Source organism: Gimesia aquarii, from assembly GCF_007748175.1.
GTDB lineage: Bacteria > Planctomycetota > Planctomycetia > Planctomycetales > Planctomycetaceae > Gimesia > Gimesia aquarii_A.
Window position 1 is genome coordinate 265,816 of the sequence record NZ_CP037422.1, and the last position, 20,580, is coordinate 286,395.

General features: G+C 44.4%; 12 protein-coding genes. 4 read left to right on the forward strand and 8 right to left on the reverse strand.

The window, feature by feature from the left end; genetic code table 11:
- The first annotated feature begins 57 nt into the window (after window positions 1–57).
- On the forward strand, window positions 58–630 hold the full coding sequence (locus V202x_RS01120) for a class I SAM-dependent methyltransferase (protein WP_145170432.1): 573 nt from the start codon (window positions 58–60) through the stop codon (window positions 628–630).
- A gap of 74 nt (window positions 631–704) precedes the next feature.
- Here V202x_RS01120 and V202x_RS01125 read toward each other — a convergent pair whose 3' ends face one another.
- Together V202x_RS01125 and carB are read right to left on the reverse strand one after the other, a co-directional pair.
- Window positions 705–1,652: an alpha/beta hydrolase gene (locus V202x_RS01125; protein ID WP_145170434.1), complete on the reverse strand. Its 948-nt coding sequence runs from the start codon at window positions 1,650–1,652 to the stop codon at window positions 705–707.
- Between the two features lie 758 nt (window positions 1,653–2,410).
- On the reverse strand, window positions 2,411–5,668 hold the full coding sequence (carB, locus tag V202x_RS01130; RefSeq protein WP_145170436.1) for a carbamoyl-phosphate synthase large subunit: 3,258 nt from the start codon (window positions 5,666–5,668) through the stop codon (window positions 2,411–2,413).
- A gap of 782 nt (window positions 5,669–6,450) precedes the next feature.
- On the opposite strand from carB, the gene amt reads away from it, so the two are divergent.
- A complete protein-coding gene (gene amt / locus V202x_RS01135) occupies window positions 6,451–9,135 on the forward strand; it encodes an ammonium transporter (protein WP_145170438.1) in 2,685 nt (894 codons plus the stop codon).
- Window positions 9,136–9,140: 5 nt separating this feature from the next.
- Here amt and V202x_RS01140 read toward each other — a convergent pair whose 3' ends face one another.
- The 6 genes from V202x_RS01140 to V202x_RS01165 all read right to left on the reverse strand — a co-directional run bounded on the left by V202x_RS01140 (window position 9,141) and on the right by V202x_RS01165 (window position 16,387).
- Window positions 9,141–9,608, reverse strand: a complete 468-nt coding sequence (locus tag V202x_RS01140; protein WP_145170440.1) for a DTW domain-containing protein — start codon at window positions 9,606–9,608, stop codon at window positions 9,141–9,143.
- A 73-nt stretch (window positions 9,609–9,681) separates the two neighbouring features.
- The gene (locus tag V202x_RS01145) at window positions 9,682–9,861 is read right to left on the reverse strand and encodes a hypothetical protein (protein WP_144980342.1); all 180 of its coding nucleotides are present in this window, start codon (window positions 9,859–9,861) and stop codon (window positions 9,682–9,684) included.
- A gap of 95 nt (window positions 9,862–9,956) precedes the next feature.
- Window positions 9,957–12,206 (reverse strand): BatA domain-containing protein, encoded by a 2,250-nt coding sequence (locus V202x_RS01150; RefSeq protein WP_197993157.1) that lies wholly within the window; start codon window positions 12,204–12,206, stop codon window positions 9,957–9,959.
- Between the two features lie 22 nt (window positions 12,207–12,228).
- Entirely contained in the window at window positions 12,229–13,134 is a 906-nt protein-coding gene (locus V202x_RS01155; protein ID WP_145170445.1) for a DUF58 domain-containing protein, read from the reverse strand.
- Window positions 13,091–14,182, reverse strand: coding sequence for an AAA family ATPase (locus tag V202x_RS01160; protein WP_145180280.1), 1,092 nt, complete (start codon window positions 14,180–14,182; stop codon window positions 13,091–13,093). Before V202x_RS01160 ends, V202x_RS01155 begins: the two co-directional genes overlap by 44 nt.
- A gap of 102 nt (window positions 14,183–14,284) precedes the next feature.
- The gene (locus tag V202x_RS01165; protein ID WP_145170447.1) at window positions 14,285–16,387 is read right to left on the reverse strand and encodes an alpha/beta hydrolase family protein; all 2,103 of its coding nucleotides are present in this window, start codon (window positions 16,385–16,387) and stop codon (window positions 14,285–14,287) included.
- A gap of 346 nt (window positions 16,388–16,733) precedes the next feature.
- Between V202x_RS01165 and V202x_RS01170 the strand changes: the two genes are divergently transcribed.
- Together V202x_RS01170 and V202x_RS01175 are read left to right on the forward strand one after the other, a co-directional pair.
- Window positions 16,734–17,687: an AAA family ATPase gene (locus tag V202x_RS01170; protein ID WP_144980355.1), complete on the forward strand. Its 954-nt coding sequence runs from the start codon at window positions 16,734–16,736 to the stop codon at window positions 17,685–17,687.
- A 202-nt stretch (window positions 17,688–17,889) separates the two neighbouring features.
- Window positions 17,890–20,520, forward strand: a complete 2,631-nt coding sequence (locus V202x_RS01175; protein WP_145170449.1) for a DUF255 domain-containing protein — start codon at window positions 17,890–17,892, stop codon at window positions 20,518–20,520.
- The last annotated feature ends 60 nt before the right edge of the window (window positions 20,521–20,580 follow it).

A 20,580-nucleotide genomic window follows, 5' to 3' on the forward strand; every position in this document is an offset into this window, starting at 1 on the left:
ATGGATTGTTGATTCTTAACAGAAAAGACCACTTTTCACCAGACTATTTGAACTTGTATGGCATTTTCTCTCACCTATCAAAGTCACTCATTCACATTCGAAACCGCTCCGGAGTTGTTTTCTCCCAAAAATCTTGACAGGGGAACGGAGGCAATGTTATCGACGGTGACATTCGAACCCGGTCAGCGTGTGTTAGACCTGGGTTGCGGATATGGTGTCGTGGGAATTTTGGCAGCGAAAATAGTAGGACCAGAAAATGTCGTAATGACTGACATTGAGCGGGCAGCGGTACAGTTTGCACGGCACAATGCAGAGCAGAATCAGGTTGACGCTGTGGAAATCATGCAGAGTGATGGTCTGAATGATCACCACGAATCCGACTTCGACTGGATTTTGTCGAATCCCCCTTATCATACCGATTTTTCAATCGCTAAAAATTTCATTATGAAAGGCTTTAACCGATTAAAAATCGGTGGTCGGATGGTGATGGTCACGCGTCGTCGGCTCTGGTATCAGAAAAAACTGACGAGTATTTTTGGAGGCGTCGATGTGAAAGAGATTGACGGCTATTTTGTGTTTCATGCCGAGAAACGACGTGCGACTTATGCTGCCAAGAAACGTAGACGGTGAGTTGAAAGTGCTTTTTTGCTACCACGAAAGAACACAAAATTAACTATGGGTGTTTGGAAACTTAATTCTGAAGTTTAGTCTTTTATAGCAGCCTGGCGAAAATTATTAGTATGAAATTGCATAATTTTGAGTCCTTCTTTTTGATAAATTTTCACGGCACTATGTGGTACTTCGGGAACGATGAGTTTTTCAAATGGGATTTTGAGTGAATCCAGGAATTTCATGTAGGCGAGGTTATTCTCGTAATTGAACCCTTTGGTGCCGACATGAATTAAGATCCGGAGGTCTGGTTCAGGATGTTTTGCATACTCGCGGGCCAGATCGTATGTGTTATAGCCTTTGGCGAAGATTAGATTTGGGTTTTCGCGCCCGTTTTCTTCCGAGATGCGTTTCTCAGTGGCATGACCGGCTCCCCCCGGCGCTGCAGAACAAAATAATTGTGGATGTTTAAACATGATGCGCGTGGTGCCGCGACCACCTTGCGAAAAGCCTTCGATTCCACGGCCTTTGCGGTCGGCAATAGTACGATAGGTTTTATCAATATGTGGAATCAGCTCTTTCACAAAGACATCTTCCCCCATCGCGTTCTCACGTTCGGGCAGATTATAGTGACTGACCGGTCCTCCGTTTACAAACACATAGATCATCGGTGTGACATCACCGGCTGTCATATGTTTGTTGATGTATTCGGCGAGGCGTACACTTTTTGTTTCACTGCCGGGGCGGCCACCATGCAGGTAGTACACAACGGGAAATCGTCGTTTCTTGTTTTCGGGTGCCTCGTATTGTGGAGGCAGGTAGATGCAGTAGCCGACATCAACTTTCATCGACGGACTATGAAATGTTCCATGCTGCACACCGGGAAGTTTTTGTTTTAGTTCATTCACCCAGCGAAAGGGCTGCGGCTTCTTCTTCCGTTTCTTATTCTGCCCACAAACTGGGTTGGAAATGAGTAACAGGGCCAATGCGATGGCGAAGCTTATGTGAAATATCTGTTTGAATTGGTGGATTCGAGATGGCATGTTAGATACTTGGTTCCAGGGCTGATGTTTTCGTTTGGATGGTCATTCAATCTGCTGAACAGTTTTACGAGATAAGAATCCCTTATTGTAATCACTTCTGCTTTCTCATGTCTAAACGTATTTCCGAATTTAAATTCTTTCTTGCCAGTGGTCCGGCTTGTTCTATTTATTACATGCGTCGCTACTGTTCATGATTTTCAGTTAGAGTCACTGGGCGCTATTTCATATCATTTCTAACCGAATTCAATTTCAGTGACTGGGACTCATTTACATTCCTCAGTCATGCCTGGGTTGTCTGCTTACACAGGAAAGGTTTGTTATGTATGCGTTTCTCTGGTTCAGAATCAGTTTTTCATTGTTGATCTTGTTACATCATGCAAACCGGCGTGAGGCGGTCAAGAAAAACTTTTGCGCATTATTGTCTGAGAAGTGGTCAAAAATAGCGACTTTGTTTCAATTGAACTGGCTGAAAGTGAGCTCAAACGGGGCAAAACGTTACGAGATAGAATTAACATATTCTCAAGATGCAGGTGATCATCAGCAAAAAAAGGACGTTTTTGTGGTGCGAACATTTTCAGTATTCACGATGTACACTCATCAGAAAAAAGCTCCTCGCGCGCGACGCAGATCACAGAGTTTCAAGAACAGCACGACGGTGTCAAGTACAAAATATTTAGCTAAATTCGATCAGAAAAAAGCGGTTCGAAAATATCTGATAGAGTTAATTGGGTTTCCAGTTCAGGCGATGTGTGATCCGTTTATTCGATGTCAGCCATCCAGTCCTGCAGGGCACGAACTTGAGGTGTGGCGTCTTCTGCTAAAGCCTCCAGAGCCTTGACGACTGCCAGACATCCGGGAATTGTGGTGACACACGTTACACCATACGTAACGGATGCAGAACGGATCTTACCCTCATCGGTGCGCGAACCTTTTCCGCTGGGTGTATTGAAGATAAATTGCACATCTTGATTCGCCATCATGTCCAGCAGGTTTGGCCGGCCTTCTTTCAACTTCTTTACGGTGGAGACTTCGATGCCAGCCTCTTGAAGAACGCGTGCGGTTCCTGAAGTCGAGACGATTTTAAATCCCATCTCGATCAAGCGACGTGCGGGTTCAATCATAGTTTCCTTATAGACGTCTGCCATGCTGATAAAAACAGTTCCTTCAGAATGCAGAGTCGTATTTGCGGCTAACTGACTTTTGGCAAACGCGAGAGCGAAGCCTTTGGAGATTCCCATCACCTCGCCCGTGGAACGCATTTCCGGGCCGAGGATGATATCGACTCCCAGGAATCGAGAAAAGGGGAAGACGCTCTCTTTGACTGAAGTATGTTGAGGTACAATTTCCCTTGTCACGCCTTGTTCCAGCAGTGGAACACCGGCCATGACTTTCGCGGCGACACGCGGTAATGAGAGGCCTGTGGCTTTTGAAACGAACGGTGATGTACGACTCGCACGGGGGTTCACTTCCAGAATATAGACTGTGTATCCGTCTTCAGTCTGTTTGACGGCAAACTGGATATTCATTAAGCCACATACTTTTAATTCTCGTGCGAGCGCGTAAGTGGCGCGTTTGATCTCATCAATCACAGAGTCGGGTAAAGAGTGTGGAGGCAGCACACAAGCAGAGTCACCAGAGTGAACTCCCGCTTCCTCGATGTGCTCCATAACTCCTCCGACCAGTGTGGTGATTCCATCAGAAATGGCATCGACGTCGACCTCAATCGCATCTTCCAGGAACTGATCAACGAGCACCGGGTGATCAGGAGATGCATTGACGGCTTCATGCATATAGCGTACAAGGGATTCTTCATCATAACAGATTTCCATTGCACGGCCGCCCAACACATAGCTGGGACGAACCAGAATGGGATAACTGATTTCGTTTGCAACGGCACGTGCACTTTCTGTATCGGTGGCGATTCCATTTGGTGGTTGATGCAGTTCGAGTTTCTCAAGAATAGCCTGAAAGCGTTCCCGATCTTCGGCGGCATCGATCATTTCGGGGCTGGTACCAATAATATTAACACCGGCAGCTTCAAGACCACGGGCGAGATTGAGAGGTGTTTGACCGCCGAATTGTACAATCACCCCATCAGGCTGCATGCGATCGCAGATATTTAAAACATCTTCAGTTGTTAACGGTTCAAAGAATAAATGATCGGACGTGTCATAATCAGTCGAAACCGTCTCGGGATTCGAATTGACCATGATGCTTTCAATACCCAACTCCCGCAAAGCGAACGAGGCCTGACAGCAACAATAATCGAACTCAATCCCCTGTCCAATACGGTTAGGACCTCCTCCCAGAATCATGATTCGTCGATTTTGTTCCGGGTTAGCTGGCGTTTCGTTTTCCTGTTCGTAAGTGGAATAAAAATAGGGAGTATATGCTTCGAATTCCGCCGCACAGGTATCGACTTGCTTGAATGTGGCTTCGATTCCCAAATTTTTACGGTATTGGCGAACATCCATTTCTGTGGAGTCCAACCAGAAGGCCAGCTGTTTGTCGGAATAACCATACTGCTTCGCCTTTTTCATGAATGCGAAGTCAAGGTCTTCCAGTCGAGAACAATTACAAATCTCCTCTTCAAACTCAACCAATTGTTTAATGTGGTTCAGGAACCAGGGATCGATATCACTTAATTCATGAATCTGTTCGGTGGTCATGCCGAGTTTGAATGCATAGCGAATGAAGAAAATGCGTTCTTCGTTTGGAATCGACAATCTGGATTCAATGAAATCCTGGGAAGGTTGTTTCGACGTTCCCCACAGATCTTTATTGCCGCCTCCCAAGCCGAAGTGTCCGATTTCCAGCCCGCGTAAGGCTTTTTGCAGCGATTCTTTAAATGTACGTCCAATGGCCATGGTTTCGCCAACAGATTTCATCTGTACTGTTAACACAGAATCGGCATCGACAAATTTTTCGAATGTCCAGCGTGGAATTTTTGTCACGACATAATCAATCGTAGGTTCGAAACAAGCGAGTGTTTCGCGCGTAATGTCGTTCCTGATTTCATCCAGTCGATATCCGACAGCGAGTTTTGCAGCAATTTTGGCAATTGGAAATCCGGTTGCTTTAGAGGCGAGTGCACTCGAGCGGCTGACACGAGGATTCATTTCAATAATCGTCATCCGGCCGGTATCGGGGTTGATTGCAAACTGGACATTGGAACCACCCGTTTCGACGCCAATTTCCCTCATACAGGCGATCGTGGCATCACGCATCCGTTGATATTCTTTATCAGTCAAGGTTTGTGCCGGTGCGACGGTAATGGAATCTCCCGTATGAACTCCCATCGGATCGAAGTTTTCGATCGCACAAATAATCACCACATTATCGGCCCGATCACGCATGACCTCCATTTCATACTCTTTCCACCCGAGGATGGACTCTTCGAGCAAGACTTCATTCACCGGAGAAAGAGCCAGCCCGCTACGTACTTTTTCTTCGAATTCCTCGCGGTTATAGGCAACTCCCCCTCCCGTGCCCCCTAAGGTATAACTGGCCCGAATGATCATCGGGAGGCTGATGTCTCTTAAGGCGGCGTTTGCCTCTTCCATATTATGGACGACCGCACTTCGAGGGCAGTCGAGCCCAATTTTCATCATGGCTTCTTTGAACTGATCACGGCTTTCGGCTTTAGCAATCACCTCTTCTTTGGCACCGATCAACTCGACTCCCAATTGATCAAGGATTCCCCGTCGTGCCAGGTCCATTGCCGCATTCAAGCCGGTCTGCCCGCCCAAAGTCGGCAGCAGTGCATCTGGTTTTTCGATCTCGATCACTTTTTGAATATATTGCCAGGTGATCGGTTCAATATAAGTTCGATGAGCGGTTTCCGGGTCAGTCATAATTGTGGCTGGATTGGAGTTCACCAACACAACCTCATAACCGTCTTCTCTTAAAGCTTTACATGCTTGTGTACCGGAATAGTCAAATTCACAAGCCTGGCCAATTACGATGGGACCGGAGCCGATGATTAAAATTTTATGGATATCGTCGCGTCTGGGCACTTTCTTACGTCACCTTAACAGCAAATGTACATTGTTTTTTGGCTGAAATACCTATTTTTGCGCAAATCTTCTCAACGTTAACAAGCCATCCAAAATAATCAAGGAATGCAGGCCAGAAAGTCTCAGAACAGACTGGCTTCAGAGCGCATCAGAATGCAACCAGGAGTTGCATCTAAGAGGGATTCCTAGAAATTCTAGTAAATATTACTTAGCGAAACGGAGAATTTCAGATGTATTTCTGAAACAGGAAATCAAATTGACGGCTAGCTGCCTACCCTTAAAATCATCACTCGATCTTGAATTTTGAATCCGAGGTTTGCTTCTCTCAGAGCGGATAACAAAAGAAACACGATTTCCATAAATAATTCACAATATAAGTTCGGACCAGAGGAACTGAAATGATCTGTCCGGCTGTAACAATTTTACTAAGTAGTTCTAGTATCTGATGCGAGTTATAAGTTCTTTTTTATGAACCCTTTTCTAAATAGGAGGGTTTTGCATGATTACCTACGTTCACATAGACAAAATAAACCTTATACCTCCCATTCGATACAGGCTTTTCATGCACTTCGCTTCCTGAAATGAACAGCATGTGAATTTGTTGAGTTAAGGCCTCGTGTTTACTGAAAACGACATAAGCTTTTCTTACATGATGTAGTGAGGTGAAATTGCCTCATTCTCTTGAGTTTGTCGTTAATGAACAAAAGAGAACAGTTAGAACATCATGTCACTAATACGTTTCACCTTAAATCGATCTTCATGATAAATGAGTAGAAGTTACCATGGATCTTCACCAACAAATTGACATTGTCTGGGTTCTTGTTTGCACTATTTTTGTACTGTTTATGCAGGCAGGATTTTGCTGTCTGGAATCCGGTTTATCTCGGTCAAAAAACAGCATCCACGTTGCGATTAAGAACGTCGTAGATGTGTGCGTTGTCGGCATACTTTTCTGGATTTTCGGATTCGGATTGATGTTTGGGACGACCACGGGTGGTTTGATTGGAACTTCTCACTTTCCCTATTTGAACCCGGGAACCGATAACTTTTTATCAGCCTTTTTCCTTTTTCAGCTGATGCTATGTGTCACTGCCGCCACAATTGCGTCGGGTGCTTCTGCAGAGAGAATGCGATTTACTGCCTATGTGATTCTGGCGGTTGTTCTTGGCGGACTGATTTATCCGGTTTTCGGTCATTGGGCCTGGACCAGTCACTTTGCTGGAAAAGCTCCCGGATGGTTGGAATCTCTCGGATTTAAAGACTTCAGTGGTTCAACAGTCGTTCATTCGATTGGTGCGTGGGCAGCATTAGCCTCAATTGTCATTATCGGACCACGGCTTGGAAGATTTGATAAAACGCAAAGCAAACGCAAATTCAAAGGACATAACCTGACATTAGCAACGACCGGTGTGTTTATTCTATGGATAGGTTGGTTTGGATTTAACGGTGGGAGCGAATTTGGTTTTACATCTCATGTTCCTCAAATATTGATTAACACATTTATTGCATCAGCCTTTGGTGCCACTACCTTACTGATCTGGCAGTTCTATCAACGTAAGCAGATAGAAATTGAAAATATTCTGAATGGACTCCTGGCGGGTCTCGTAGCCAGTAGTGCCAGTTGCGACGTGATTTCGCCTATTTCGGCCGCCATGATCGGAGTCATCGCTGCGATTGTGATGGAATGTGGTGTCTGGCTTCTGGAACGTTGTCAACTGGATGATACGATTGGTGTCATTCCCGTACATGGTTTTGCTGGTGTCTGGGGAACACTTGCCGTCGCGTTTTTTGTTCCGGCAGAATTTCTGACTCATTCGCGATTTGAACAATTTTTAGTCCAATTACTGGGGTGTGCTGTTTGTTTCGTTTGGTGTTTTTCTTTTTGCTGGGTCACGCTACGAATCGTAAGCAAGTATGTGCGTCTGCGAGCCACATCTGAAGAAGAAGAGATGGGATTAAATATGGCAGATCATGGTACTTCGACAGAAATGTATGATTTACTCAATTCGATGGAGCGACATATTCAGGGTGATTCCAGCCCTATTGAGGACTTGGATGAACATAGCGATGTGGGATTGATTGCCCAACAATATAATCGTGTCTCAGAAAAACGTGATCAGGCACTGAACGAACTTCAGAGTCGAACAAATAATCTAGAATTAGTTCGCTCGGAACTGGAAAAGAAAACGTCCGAGTTGGAAGTGAAAGCCGAACGCCTGAAGAAAGCTAATGAAGATGCAGAGGCAGCATCTCGTGCCAAAAGCGAATTTCTGGCAAATATGAGTCACGAAATCAGAACACCTATGACAGCTGTTCTGGGATACACGGATTTATTAATAGAAGAAAGCTGGGGACGTCCTGGAAGTTTGAAGTTACTTGATGTCATCAAAAGAAATGGAAATTATTTACTGGAACTCATTAATGATATTCTTGATCTTTCCAAAATAGAGTCAGGAAATCTCACAGTTGAAACAATTCAATTTTCCCTGATGGAAAAAATGAAAGAAATTCAGTCATTAATGAATATTCGCGCTGAACATCAGGAAATTCGATTCAAGTTAACATTTAACGGAAAAATACCCGAACGAATTCAGAGCGATCCCACTCGACTCAAGCAGATTCTTATTAACCTGATTGGTAACGCTATTAAATTCACACCTGATGGTGGAAAAGTCTCCGTAGAAACATCATTCCTGGAATCAGAGTCGGGCAAACCAATGTTACAGTTCAAAATTCAGGATACAGGCATTGGGATGACTCAGGAACAGATGAAGAATCTCTATCAACCATTTGTTCAAGCAGACTCTTCGACAACGCGTAAATTTGGAGGAACGGGACTAGGTTTGGCCATCAGTAAACGGCTTTCAGAAATGCTAGGTGGTGATTTGGTTTGTGATAGTGTTCCCGAACAAGGAACTGTTTTCACCTTGACAATCAGTACTGGTGAAATGGAATCCATGTCGTTTCACGATGATCCCATGGCTGCCTTGAAGGCGATTCAAGTTGGCAGTCGAGATAATTTTTCTGCTGACGGATCAGCACAACAAAAACCAAAAGGAACCTGTTCTGTACTTTTGGCTGAAGATGGAGTTGATAATCAACGATTGATTTCTACGCTTCTGAAGAAAGAAGGAGCGAAGGTCATGCTGGCAGAGAATGGAGATATTGCCTATAGATGTGCAATGAATGCGCGTGAGCAAGGTAACCCATTTGATGTCATCTTAATGGACATGTCGATGCCTGTATTAGATGGTTATGGTGCCACTAGAAAATTACGAGAACAGGGATATAATTTGCCCATTGTTGCTTTAACGGCACACGCCATGAGTAGTGATCGTCAAAAATGTCTTGATGCAGGTTGTGATGACTATACTACAAAACCAGTTAATCGGAATAAACTCAGGGAAATTGTAGAGACATATCAGTCACTGATCCCTGAAGAAGAGGTTGTAGAAACAGTGGGTTGATCGGTCTAGATTTTTTGTGCCAGCCGCTCAGAATTTTTTTTCAGAAATTCTGTGGCCCAATAATAACCATCTAACAACCCTGCTGTCTCATAGCCCATCAAGTGATAGGCGATAAAAATAGCCTCAATCGTTGCCAGACCTGTTTCTGGATCATCAAACTGCTTGGATACACGTGGGTATGCGGTTTCCCAGACAGGTAAGCTTCGCACGGGCAGTTCTTCGTAAGCAGATGCCATTTTTTCAGCCAGACGCCAGGTCCCATCCAGAACCAGCAATCCTGACGTGGCATCCGCTTTACTAATTTGTGGACCTCCCATTCCCAGACGGACGTAGCGTGTTAGCTTTTCAGGTTCTTTTCTGGGGAATTTCCAGAAAAGAAAATCATCTCTTGAACGTAATGTCTGAACTGTGCATTTACTTTTTCGTTCTTTAGGATGTACCACTATGATCGTAGGGAGATGAGAAACTAACACGGTGCCCGGCTTTTTGCATACTATTAAAAATTTGCGAGTGTAATAAAAATTTTTGGAAAAAGATTATAACTATTCAGGACTCTTCTTGAATTTTTTTAATTAACGCTTCCTGGTTGGCAATTTCTTGCTCGAGGTTTTTTACTTCCTGAGGGTCATCCATTTGCTCTTTGGCCCCCGTCAAACGCTGACGAAAATTCTGGATTTTTTTCCGTGCGACATCAATCTGTTTTTTCTGTTTCTTATTCAAACCCATCGTTGTGTGTATTCCCTCTCAGACAAAAAATCATGGTACCTGGAACTGGGGAGTATATCATAAGAGATTCTTTAGTTATAGACTCACATTGACAGTCACTGCAATAAAAACAGGCTCAGGCAAGACAGTAATAGTACAGCCAGAAATGAAAACGCACCGATGGGAAATCGCCATAATAATAGCTGTTCCACTACAATCAATGCTAAGACTATGAATAGTAGGCATTCCGACAAACCAACTTGTGAAGTTTGATCTTCAGACAGTTCCGTCAGAATGTTTTGAGTGCTAGCCTGTGTGCGGAAATATTGTGGAGGGATGAATTGCGGACCAATATGTCTCAAGTCGCTTTCCAGAGGAGTTACATTGACTGCATAAAGGGTTTTTTCAGTAGTTGACGTTCCCCAGTCCAATTCGTAAATTCCTGATAGGAATGTCTGACTAAAAGAGATTGTTCTGGTTTCTGCGTTTTGATCGAGAACGCTTCGTAGCGGGAATTCTTCCTGGTTGGGGGTAATCATGCGGGGAGAAAGCGGAAGTTGATTATCCAGCATAACGACTTCCAACGGTTGTCCGACTAAAGTTTCTCTTGCGCCCCATTTTCCAGTAGCAGCATAGAGCACAAACTCATTCATCATTGGAGGAAAGCTCGGCCAGATCGCCCATGTTCCCCATTGACGATCCAAGGATGTCGTGATCAGGATAATTTTTCCTCGCCCTAATGTACTTTCCACAATGGCCGGATCATTGGTATCATAATTCAAAATCAATCGTGTGTTGGGGTCGGGTAGAATTTCCGCTTGGAAATATTCATAAAGATGAGTTGTTTCCAGACCGGCGTCCGGATTTCCCTTAAAGAGCTCGATAGCTGGATGCTGGTATTTCAAAGGATCAAACTCGAAGTACTTCGCTTGTTTTTTGGCATCACCACGTCGATTTAATAATTTCAAAGGCAGTAAGCCAACGTTTGGCTGAAATAGTGTTTGATTGTAATTTTCGGCATTGACCTGCTCTCCCAGACTAATAATCAAACCACCACCGCGTTTGACGTATCTTTTTAATAAGTCTCGTTCATTTGCCGTGAAGAGTGCTACGTCACAAATTACGACGGCGTCGTATAAACTCAATTCGGTATTGGCCAGCTCACCTTCATTAATTACGTGAGGTTTTATAATTCCCTGCCAGGGGTGTTCTTTCAAAGACGGTGATAATGCCAATTCAAGGTAATCAGTAGCGCGCCCCATGGATTTTCCGGATTGCCTGCCATTTATCAGCAGTACATTGATATCCTTTTTGACAGGCATGATTTTCCAGCGATGGTTATCTAAAGGCAGCCGATCCTCTGCGAGTCTCACTTCCAGCCGATGGTCTCCCACTCTTGTGAACTGATGTGTGAATTCCGTCTGCGTATCTGCATTGGCAGTAAGATCGACTGTTTTCTGGTTAACAAGCTTACCATCTACGAACAATTGGAGATTGACATTTTCCTGATTCATAACACCAAAATTATGCAACGTAACTTCGAGTCGAATCGGTTGATTCAGTGAGGCAAATACGGATTTGCTGGAGAAGTCCGTGATTGCGAGGTTCGCTTCATCTGTGAGACCAATGTCTTTTAAAATTAAAGTAGATTTTTTAGAAATGGCTTCGATTAAAGAGAGAATGCGCGCACTCTCCTGATCCGTTTGCGACGGAGACCAGCTTTGTGCTTGAAAATCGCTGATCACAATCACTTCTTTCTGTGCCAGTTCTTGTGATTGATCCAAAAATTCCAATGCTGTTTGCAATGCCTGACTTACATTGCCATATTCTTCAGTAGTCTGCATTCTTGTGATTTCATCTAAAACAAATGTCTGCTGTCGAGAAGGTCGAGAGATCAGAGCCTGCTGAGAGGAATCGGAAATTTGAATTAGTTGAAAGGCATCTCCCGGATTTGATTGCGAAACCAAAGAAAGTGCTAGTTCTCTTGCTGACTCAAAGAGTGGCTGTTCATCTTCGATCCAGCGCATACTGAATGAGGAGTCGATTACAATAATCCGATGCACGGGGCCAGCTGACTCCAGGAGAGAACCTTGCACGGACCAATAGGGACGGGAAAAGGCAATGGCCAATAACAACAGAATTAAGCATCGTACCAGTAAGACTAGCAGCTGTTCAATTCTGAAACGCCGCGAATATTTTTTGGTAGCCATCAGCAAAAATTTCATCGCAGCCCAGTCGGTTTCGATGAATTTTCGCTTATGTAGCAAATGGATGAGAATTGGTATACCCGCTGCCAACAACCCCATCAATAGCCAGGGGCTGGCAAATCCGAAAGCGACTACAGGTTGGAAAATTAAATAGTTCATATGTTTCGAATTCGGAATATGATTAAGAACCAACCCGCGACCGTCGATTCGACAAAAATGCGGATAACGCGACATCCAGTTGTTGGTCTGTACGTATCAGGGCGTAATCCATTTTTAAATCACGACAGCCACGTTGTACCGAACTTAAAAACTTCTCGAATTCTGCCTGATACGCTTTTTTAAGTGAACGAGGTTCAGCCATCTGTTCGGGTAAATTTTCCAGTCCTCGAAAGAGAACTGGCTCTTGAAACGGAAAATCCTGCTCTGCCGGGTCAATTACCTGTAACAGACTTACATCGTGTTTGCGATGGCGGAAATGTTTCAACCCCAACATAACTTTATCAATATCATCAAAGAGATCACTGATGACAATGATGAGACTGCGGCGTGTAATTCTCTCGGCTAATTCATGGAATACATTTCCCAGACCAGACTCACCTGCAGGTTCTGTATGTTCCATCGTGTGATAAATCTGTTTTAAATGATTCGGTTGACTGGAAGGCCTGAGGAATTCGAGTACACGATCATTCATTGTACATAGCCCTGCTGCATCTTGCTGCTTGATAACTACATATGACAATGCTGCTGCCACCAACCTTGCATATTCCCATTTTGAAAGTGCAGCATTTTCAGAACGGTATCGCATTGACTCACTACAATCGAGCAAAATGTAGCAGGTAAAATTGGTCTCGGCTTCATACTGTTTCAGATAATAGCGATCTGACTTGGCGAATACCTTCCAGTCAACATAACGCAGATCATCACCGGTTGCATATTCGCGATGCTGCGCGAACTCGGCGGAAAAACCATGAAAAGGGCTCTTATGAGAACCCGAAACATAACCTTCCACAATCTGCCGTGCTGCAAGATCCAGATTCTGAACTTTAGCGAGCGTCTGCGGATCTAAATACTTGCGGTAATCGTCCATCAAGTTTTTCCTGAGAGGAATCGACGGAAATGAGTTCTATTAAGCGGTCCACAATTTTATTGGGAGTCATTCCCTCGGCTTCCGCATTGAAATTAGTGATGATTCGGTGCCTCAATACCGGATGTGCCACGGCCCTTACATCGTCTGTGCTGACATACATGCGTCCGTGTAGAATTGCTCGCGCTTTTGCACCCAGTATCAAGTTCTGACTCGCGCGTGGTCCAGCACCCCAACTTACAAACTCGCGTATAAAGTCGGGAATATCGTTTGAGTTTAAACTATCGCCCTGGCTGATGCGTGTCATGCGTGCAAATTGCATGGCATAGCGAATGATATGATCAGCCACTGGTACTTTTCGAACGAGAGATTGAAACGATAATAACTCTTCTAGTTCCAATACTTTCTTCACGGTATAGGAATCATCAGAAGTCGTTTGCTGCACGATCGCGAATTCCTCTTCTTCACTCGGGTAATCTACTTTGACCTCAAACATGAAACGGTCTAGTTGGGCTTCGGGAAGAGGATAAGTTCCTTCTTGTTCAATGGGGTTTTGGGTTGCCAGTACAAAGAACGGGACGGGGAGTTTATGTTTGCGTCCCCCCGCAGTTACCTGGTGTTCTTGCATTGCTTCGAGCAAGGCAGCTTGTGTTTTAGGTGGTGTGCGATTGATTTCATCAGCTAGTACAACATTGGAAAACACAGGACCAGCCAGAAATTTAAAATCACGATTGCCAGTACTTTTATCTTCCTGAATGACGTCAGTTCCGGTAATATCAGCGGGCATTAAATCGGGGGTAAACTGCACTCGATTAAATGAGAGATTCAACGTATCGGCCAAAGTATGTACGATTAACGTCTTCGCCAATCCAGGTACGCCTACCAACAGGCAATGACCACCGGCCAACAGAGAGATCATGAGTTCTTCGACAACTTGCTGTTGCCCGATAATGACTCGATTGACTTCCTGTTTCAGCTGTTCGTACGCCTGATGTAATTTTTCAACGCCTTCCAAATCGGAAGATTCCAATGTAGGGTCGCTGCTCACGATATTGTCAGTTTCTATAGAGAGAAATGAAAACACTTAGTCATGGTTATTATGTCTATTGTGACGAGCAGGCACCAATCGACGCAAGGGTGTTTGATAGTCTTCTTAACTGTCAGTACCGATTGCTCCCCAAGGGGCAATTTGCGTAAACTCTTTGGAAACCTTTAGTTCGGCGTAGCAGTCTGGCATATCAAAGGTTGTTAATACATTGGGGATCAGTGTGGATAAAGGCCAGTGATAGTGTTCCGTTTCTGCAATGTCACTGAAGGATGTTAATGCGTTCTTAAGCGTTACCTGTTTCACTTGTGGTGAGAATAAAGCAGCAAAGGTTGCTGGTAACGCTCCCCAGCCTCGGCCAATCAGATGAATTTCGGTATGTCCATTTGCTTTCAACCATTCAAGCACGCGAAGGACGTCAAATGTTTTTTGACCGATGTATGGTTCATCCAACATCACTGCATGGGCGGCATAGAAATAATCACTGCCGTATGGAGTAAAAAAAGAATTCGCATTTGTTGTGTCAGGCAGAGATTCTCCGATACCCCTTACATCACATGTATAGAGTATGGACTCTTTCTCTTTGCTGGCCTTTTTCAAGAGTGGCTCTTCTCGTAACTCGGCATCGGACGAAATATGCGCGACATATAATGTTGCCAATTTTCCTGTGTTTTGTGGAGGTCGTGAATAAAGTCGTTCATCAGAAACTCGGTACACCACAGCTTGAATTCCTGGTTCCGTCTCAACAGCATAGCTGATTGAATATTTCAAAGGGTAATTCTTTCCTCCACGGTTTCGTAATATCCGGTAGTCGGGAACGCCGTCTATGTGCTTCAATCTTAATGCCTCAGCAACAACCGATTTCAGTGCCGCGCCGGATTTTGGTTTACGCTGCTTTGCCAGTTCCTGAGATCGCTCTGCAGTAAAGACATGCATTGGTTTGGAACCAACATTGGCAACAGAGCCTTTGGGAGTACACCACAGAGTCTCATCTTTCTCGATTATCAGTTTTGGTTCTTTTGATTCATTAGAAGCTCCCGTGGCTTGATTAAACCACTGATACATCGCTTCACGGTTCTCCTGCGAATACCCATGATAAGTCGGGCCGATGAAAAACGAGATGTTTTCTTCTTTGCCAAGCAGCTTGTAAAGTCGCTTGAGTCGTAAATAGGCTTCGTGAGCACCACGAACATCGAAATAATCCCGCTCCTTACTTAAGATGCGTATGGGGTGAGGGGCCTGCGCTGCTAGAAAGTCGGCGTGGTCAAGTTCTAATGCTAACACTTTCGGCGGACATTGTTCTGTATCCGCGGGAAGCTCATTTTCCATGTTTCGTCGAAACGTTGTGACGAAACAACTGGGAGCTGCCATTGTCCATCGTGGCTCCACCCCACACAACCAGGTGGTCATTGTTCCCCCACCAGAATTACCGGTGACTCCCACTTGTTTTGGGTCGACCTCTTTACGCGTTAATAGATAATCCAATGCACGAATGCCATCCCAGGCGCGCCACATCGCAAGGTTTTCCCCAACTAGAAATTGTTGATTGCCACCTTGTAGATGTTCGCGAACCCCAACGCCGATGGTCGATTTCAGGTCGTCCCCACTATATTGAATCCGTTCTCCTTGTCCAATGGGATCATAGATTAGCACGACGTACCCTTTTCTGGCCAGCCCTTGTGCAAACGACTGATAGGCAGTTTCGGCTTTTCCATTGTGTGAATGACCACAAGTTCCTACAACACCCGGGACTGGTTTAGTGATCCCCTTGGGAATATAGAGATTGGCTGTGACCAGAAAGCCGGGGCGACTTTCGATGATGATGTTTTCAATACGATAAGTGTCGCGTTCCGTTGTTTTGGTAATGCGGGCATTTAAGGGAGTACGCTCAGGATTCCGGCCAAATGCTTCGCGAATTCGTTTTTGTACGGACTGTACATATTCTTCTGCATCGGCTTTGGTTTTCAAAGAATCCAATCGTTTGATCGTTTTCGCTTCTTGTTCTCTGACGCGGCGAACAAAGTACTCCTGGACCATTCTTGGAAAGCGGTTCAACGTTTCGATTTTTTGATCAGCTGGGGCAGCTACTAATTCCTGTAATACTAAGTTTTCAAATAGACTTAAACTAACCAGACTAATCCCTCCGCTCTGTAAAAAAGTGCGTCGTGAGAGTTTTTCTACCTGGTCAATCGACTGTTTTGAGCCCGACATGCTGAATGATCCTGATGAAAATAATATTAATTATGGAAATTGAAAAAATACTGTGTGATTGTAATTGAACACACTGAAATCAAGCTAAATAGTAAAAATAATGATTGCGACGTCCATTGATTGTTGTCAAATCTTGGTTTTCTTTAGCATCGACTACTCTATAATGAAAGTCATTCACACAATTGTACAGAATTATTTTGTTTGTTTTTCCATAATTCCATATCAACTGTAAACTAGGTAAACTATTGGTTGAAATGAATCACAGGTTTCTGTAATTCTGAACCATTAAAAGTAAATTTTTCTCCCCGCTGCTATAGCAAAAATTCCCTTCAGAAATGGATCTTAAATGGAAGTTCGTTCCCAGCAACAAACAGAAAGTCTGGTCAAAACACTTCATGACAATATTTCCCGTGTATTAATTGGCAAACCCGAGGTCGTACAACTTGCGATTGTCACATTATTAGCAGAAGGCCATATCTTGATCGAAGATGCCCCTGGTGTGGGTAAGACTTCTCTGGCAAAAGCAATTGCTAAAAGTTTGGATTGTAATTACACGCGCGTTCAATTTACTCCGGATATGCTCCCATCCGATATTTTGGGTTCAAATGTGTTTTTACCCAATCTGGGTGAATTTGAATTCCGAAAAGGACCAATTTTTTCGAATATTCTTCTGGCAGATGAAATAAATCGGACACCTCCCCGTACGCAGAGCGCTTTGTTAGAAGCGATGAATGAAGGACAAGTGAGTGTTGAAGGGCAAACCATCCAATTACAGCCTCCCTTTTTCGTCTTGGCGACACAAAATCCGTTCGAATTTGAAGGGACTTACCCTCTACCTGAAAATCAACTCGACCGCTTCATGATGTGTATCGATATTGGTTATCCCGAGCGTTCGATTGAACGCGATGTGTTGATTCAGCATCGTTCTGGTGAACCTGTCGATACATTAGAGCCGGTACTAACTGTCAAACAGTTAAGAGAAATGCAACAAGCTGTGCTCAATGTGCGTGTTGATGATTCTTTGACCGACTACATCCTCGAAATCGTAGAGATTACTCGCAATCATCCGGAGCTCACATTAGGAGTCAGTACACGCGGAGCCATTACATTTTCACAAGCAGCCCAGAGTAAGGCGTTTACCGAAGGACGTGACTATGTGACACCGGATGACATCAAGCAATTGGCTGTTCCGGTGCTCGCTCATCGGGTCATTACCAAGTCTCTCGTACGAGAAAGCCAACGTGAACGTGCCACGGAAATTATTCGACAAATTCTACAACAGGCTACGGTTCCGGGATAAAATGGAGAAACCGAGTTCCGTCAAGCTTCATTGCTGTCATGCTGAAATTTTGTGGTTCCGACATTATTAAATAGGCGTCCGTAGTCATATTAGCTAAGATACATGTACTGGATATCCGGCAGAGCAAAGGTCTGGAAGTACTGTAGTAGCTCAAAATAATTTAGAGTGGAATGGGGCACTTGTCCTTTCCCGGAGGAATAAAATGGATTTGAAGAAAAACTCAAATTGGTGGTTTGCTTTGCTTCTCACCGCTTTTTTTATCAGTTCGAGTTGGAACCATCAAATGTTATCTGCCGACGACGGATCTGGAAAAATTTCGAAACAAAAATCATCAGTGTCTGCCGATAAGCATAAAGAGACGCCCACATTCACAAATCGACTGGCTAAAGAAACCAGTCCCTATCTACTACTTCATAAGCATAACCCGGTGGACTGGTATCCTTGGGGAACGGAAGCATTTGAAAAAGCGAAAAAAGAAAACAAAATTATTTTCCTCTCGGTTGGTTATAGCAGTTGCTATTGGTGCCACGTTATGGAACGACTGGTTTTTGAGAATCCTCAAATTGCCGAGTATATGAACAAGTATTTTGTGAATATCAAGGTGGATCGCGAAGAACGTCCTGATATCGACGACATTTACATGACTTCCTTAAGCGTTTACTTCCATCTGATCGGTGCGCCCTCCAATGGAGGCTGGCCGTTATCGATGTTTCTAACGCCCGATCGAGAACCGTTTGCTGGTGGAACTTATTTCCCTCCTACCGATCAGGGGGGACAAATGAGTTTTCCTCGTGTGCTCCAGCGTGTACATCAACTCTGGTCCGAGGATAAGAAACAAGTCAGCCAGAGTGCGACGATCATTGCCCGCGAAGTCGCCCGACTACAAAAAGAACAGGCAGCGACAGAAACTATTGCAATCGAAAGTAAATTAGTCACAGCTGGTGTTAGATCGATCAACGCCAGCTATGATGCCGAATTTGGTGGCATTGACTTCTCTGAAGTGAGCCCGAATTCCCCCAAATTTCCGACTTCGTCAAAGTTGGCTCTGTTACAGTACGATATCCAATCTCCTTCCAAAGACTCCACTTCTGCAGAGTCTGCCAAAGTTCTCAATTACACACTCGATGCGATGGCCAATGGTGGCATCTATGATCACCTCGGTGGTGGCTTTCACCGTTATAGTACGGACCGATATTGGCATGTCCCCCATTTTGAGAAAATGCTGTATGATAATGGGCAACTGGCCTCATTGTATGCGAATGCTTTTGAACAAACAGGAAACATTCAATACAAGAACGTCACCGAAGGCATCGTTGATTTTGTTTTGCGCGAGCTCACTGATACTCAAGGTGGTTTTTACTCTGCGCTCGATGCAGAAACCGATGGTGTTGAAGGAAAACATTATGCCTGGTCTCAAGCAGAACTCAAGTCAGCTTTAGGAGACGATTATGATCTGTTTGCTGAATTCTACGGGTTGAATGAACCTGCTCGTTTCGAACACGGTTATGTGTTGCATCGTGTCACTTCGTTGGAGGAACTCGCCCCAAAAAAGGACATGACTCCCGAAGCACTCGAAGGGAAATTGGCGACTCTGCGACAAAAGCTTCATACGATTCGTAGCAAAAGAAAACCGTTATTAATCGATGATAAAATCCTGACCAGCTGGAATGGATTAATGATTGAAGGCATGGCGACCGCGGGCCGAATTCTGAAACGTCCCGATTACACCGCGGCTGCCGAAAAAGCAGCGCAGTTTATTCTCGAACATATGCGAGATGACAAGGGGCACCTCTATCGTAGCTATCGTACGGGTCAAGCACGATTGAATGCCTATCTTGATGACTATGCTTTTCTGGTAAAAGGACTGCTTGCATTGCATCAGGCTACCGGCAAACAGCAATGGCTGGACCAGGCGCGTGAATTAACAGACCTGCAAATTGAGTTATTTTGGGATCAGAAAGAGCACGGTTTCTTTTTCACCACGCATGACCATGAGCAGCTAATCGCACGTACCAAAAACGCCTATGATGCAGCAATTCCATCTGGTAACAGTATCAGTACTTTGAATTTGATTGAATTGTCAGAGCGGACTCATCAACCAAAGTACCGCGAATACGCCAATCAAACACTACAATTGTTCGGCAAAACCATCAAACGATATCCCGGTCGCTGTGCCCAACTCGTGCAGGCCGTTGGGGAATATATTGAATCGCCTCTCACTCAAAATCAATCAGCGATTTCGATCCCGACTGGCGACTTCGTATCGCTAGAAGATTCTAATGTAATAGCCGATGAACAACTGGCTGCTAGGAATCCTGGCTTAGAGTTGCTAATGGCAGCTGGTTTGGGACAAACAAAGGAAAAGAAAAAACTGGTTACCGCTAAAGCTTATCTGTCGGTTGATAGGCTTCCAGCAGGTAAAACTTGCCAGGTTGCAATTGTGTTAGCGATTGAGAAAGGGTGGCATATTAACACAAACCCCGCCAGTCCCGATTTCCTGGTTCCCACAACCTTTACCATCAAATCAAACCAGAGTGTAAAATTATCCGATGTCAAATATCCAACCGGTCATGCATTCCGCGTAACGGGCTTTGATGAACCACTTCAGGTTTATGAGAAACAGGCTATTATTCGCGGCACGCTTGAAGTTCCAGGCAACTCTGCTGGTAAAGAGGAAACTCTGGAACTAAAGATCAAATACCAGGCTTGTAATGATAAAACCTGTATTCGTCCCACTACAATCAGCCTCAAAGGAAAATTTCAAATCGCCAAACCTGGAGAACAAGTTAGACAGATCAATCAGAAGTGGTTCCAACCTACTGCAACAAACTGAATTTGCTACCTTGCTGCAATTTATTGTGCATATGATTTTTTGTTATTGAAAGGAGTCCTT

Bases quoted from the DNA above. Each gene is read 5' to 3' on its own strand.
- V202x_RS01170 (WP_144980355.1), top strand. From the start codon at position 16,734: ATGGAAGTTCGTTCCCAGCAACAAACAGAAAGTCTGGTCAAAACACTT.
- V202x_RS01165 (WP_145170447.1), bottom strand. From the start codon at position 16,387: ATGTCGGGCTCAAAACAGTCGATTGACCAGGTAGAAAAACTCTCACGA.
- V202x_RS01125 (WP_145170434.1), bottom strand. From the start codon at position 1,652: ATGCCATCTCGAATCCACCAATTCAAACAGATATTTCACATAAGCTTC.
- V202x_RS01145 (WP_144980342.1), bottom strand. From the start codon at position 9,861: ATGGGTTTGAATAAGAAACAGAAAAAACAGATTGATGTCGCACGGAAA.
- amt (WP_145170438.1), top strand. From the start codon at position 6,451: ATGGATCTTCACCAACAAATTGACATTGTCTGGGTTCTTGTTTGCACT.
- V202x_RS01175 (WP_145170449.1), top strand. From the start codon at position 17,890: ATGGATTTGAAGAAAAACTCAAATTGGTGGTTTGCTTTGCTTCTCACC.
- V202x_RS01155 (WP_145170445.1), bottom strand. From the start codon at position 13,134: ATGGACGATTACCGCAAGTATTTAGATCCGCAGACGCTCGCTAAAGTT.
- V202x_RS01120 (WP_145170432.1), top strand. From the start codon at position 58: ATGGCATTTTCTCTCACCTATCAAAGTCACTCATTCACATTCGAAACC.
- V202x_RS01150 (WP_197993157.1), bottom strand. From the start codon at position 12,206: ATGAACTATTTAATTTTCCAACCTGTAGTCGCTTTCGGATTTGCCAGC.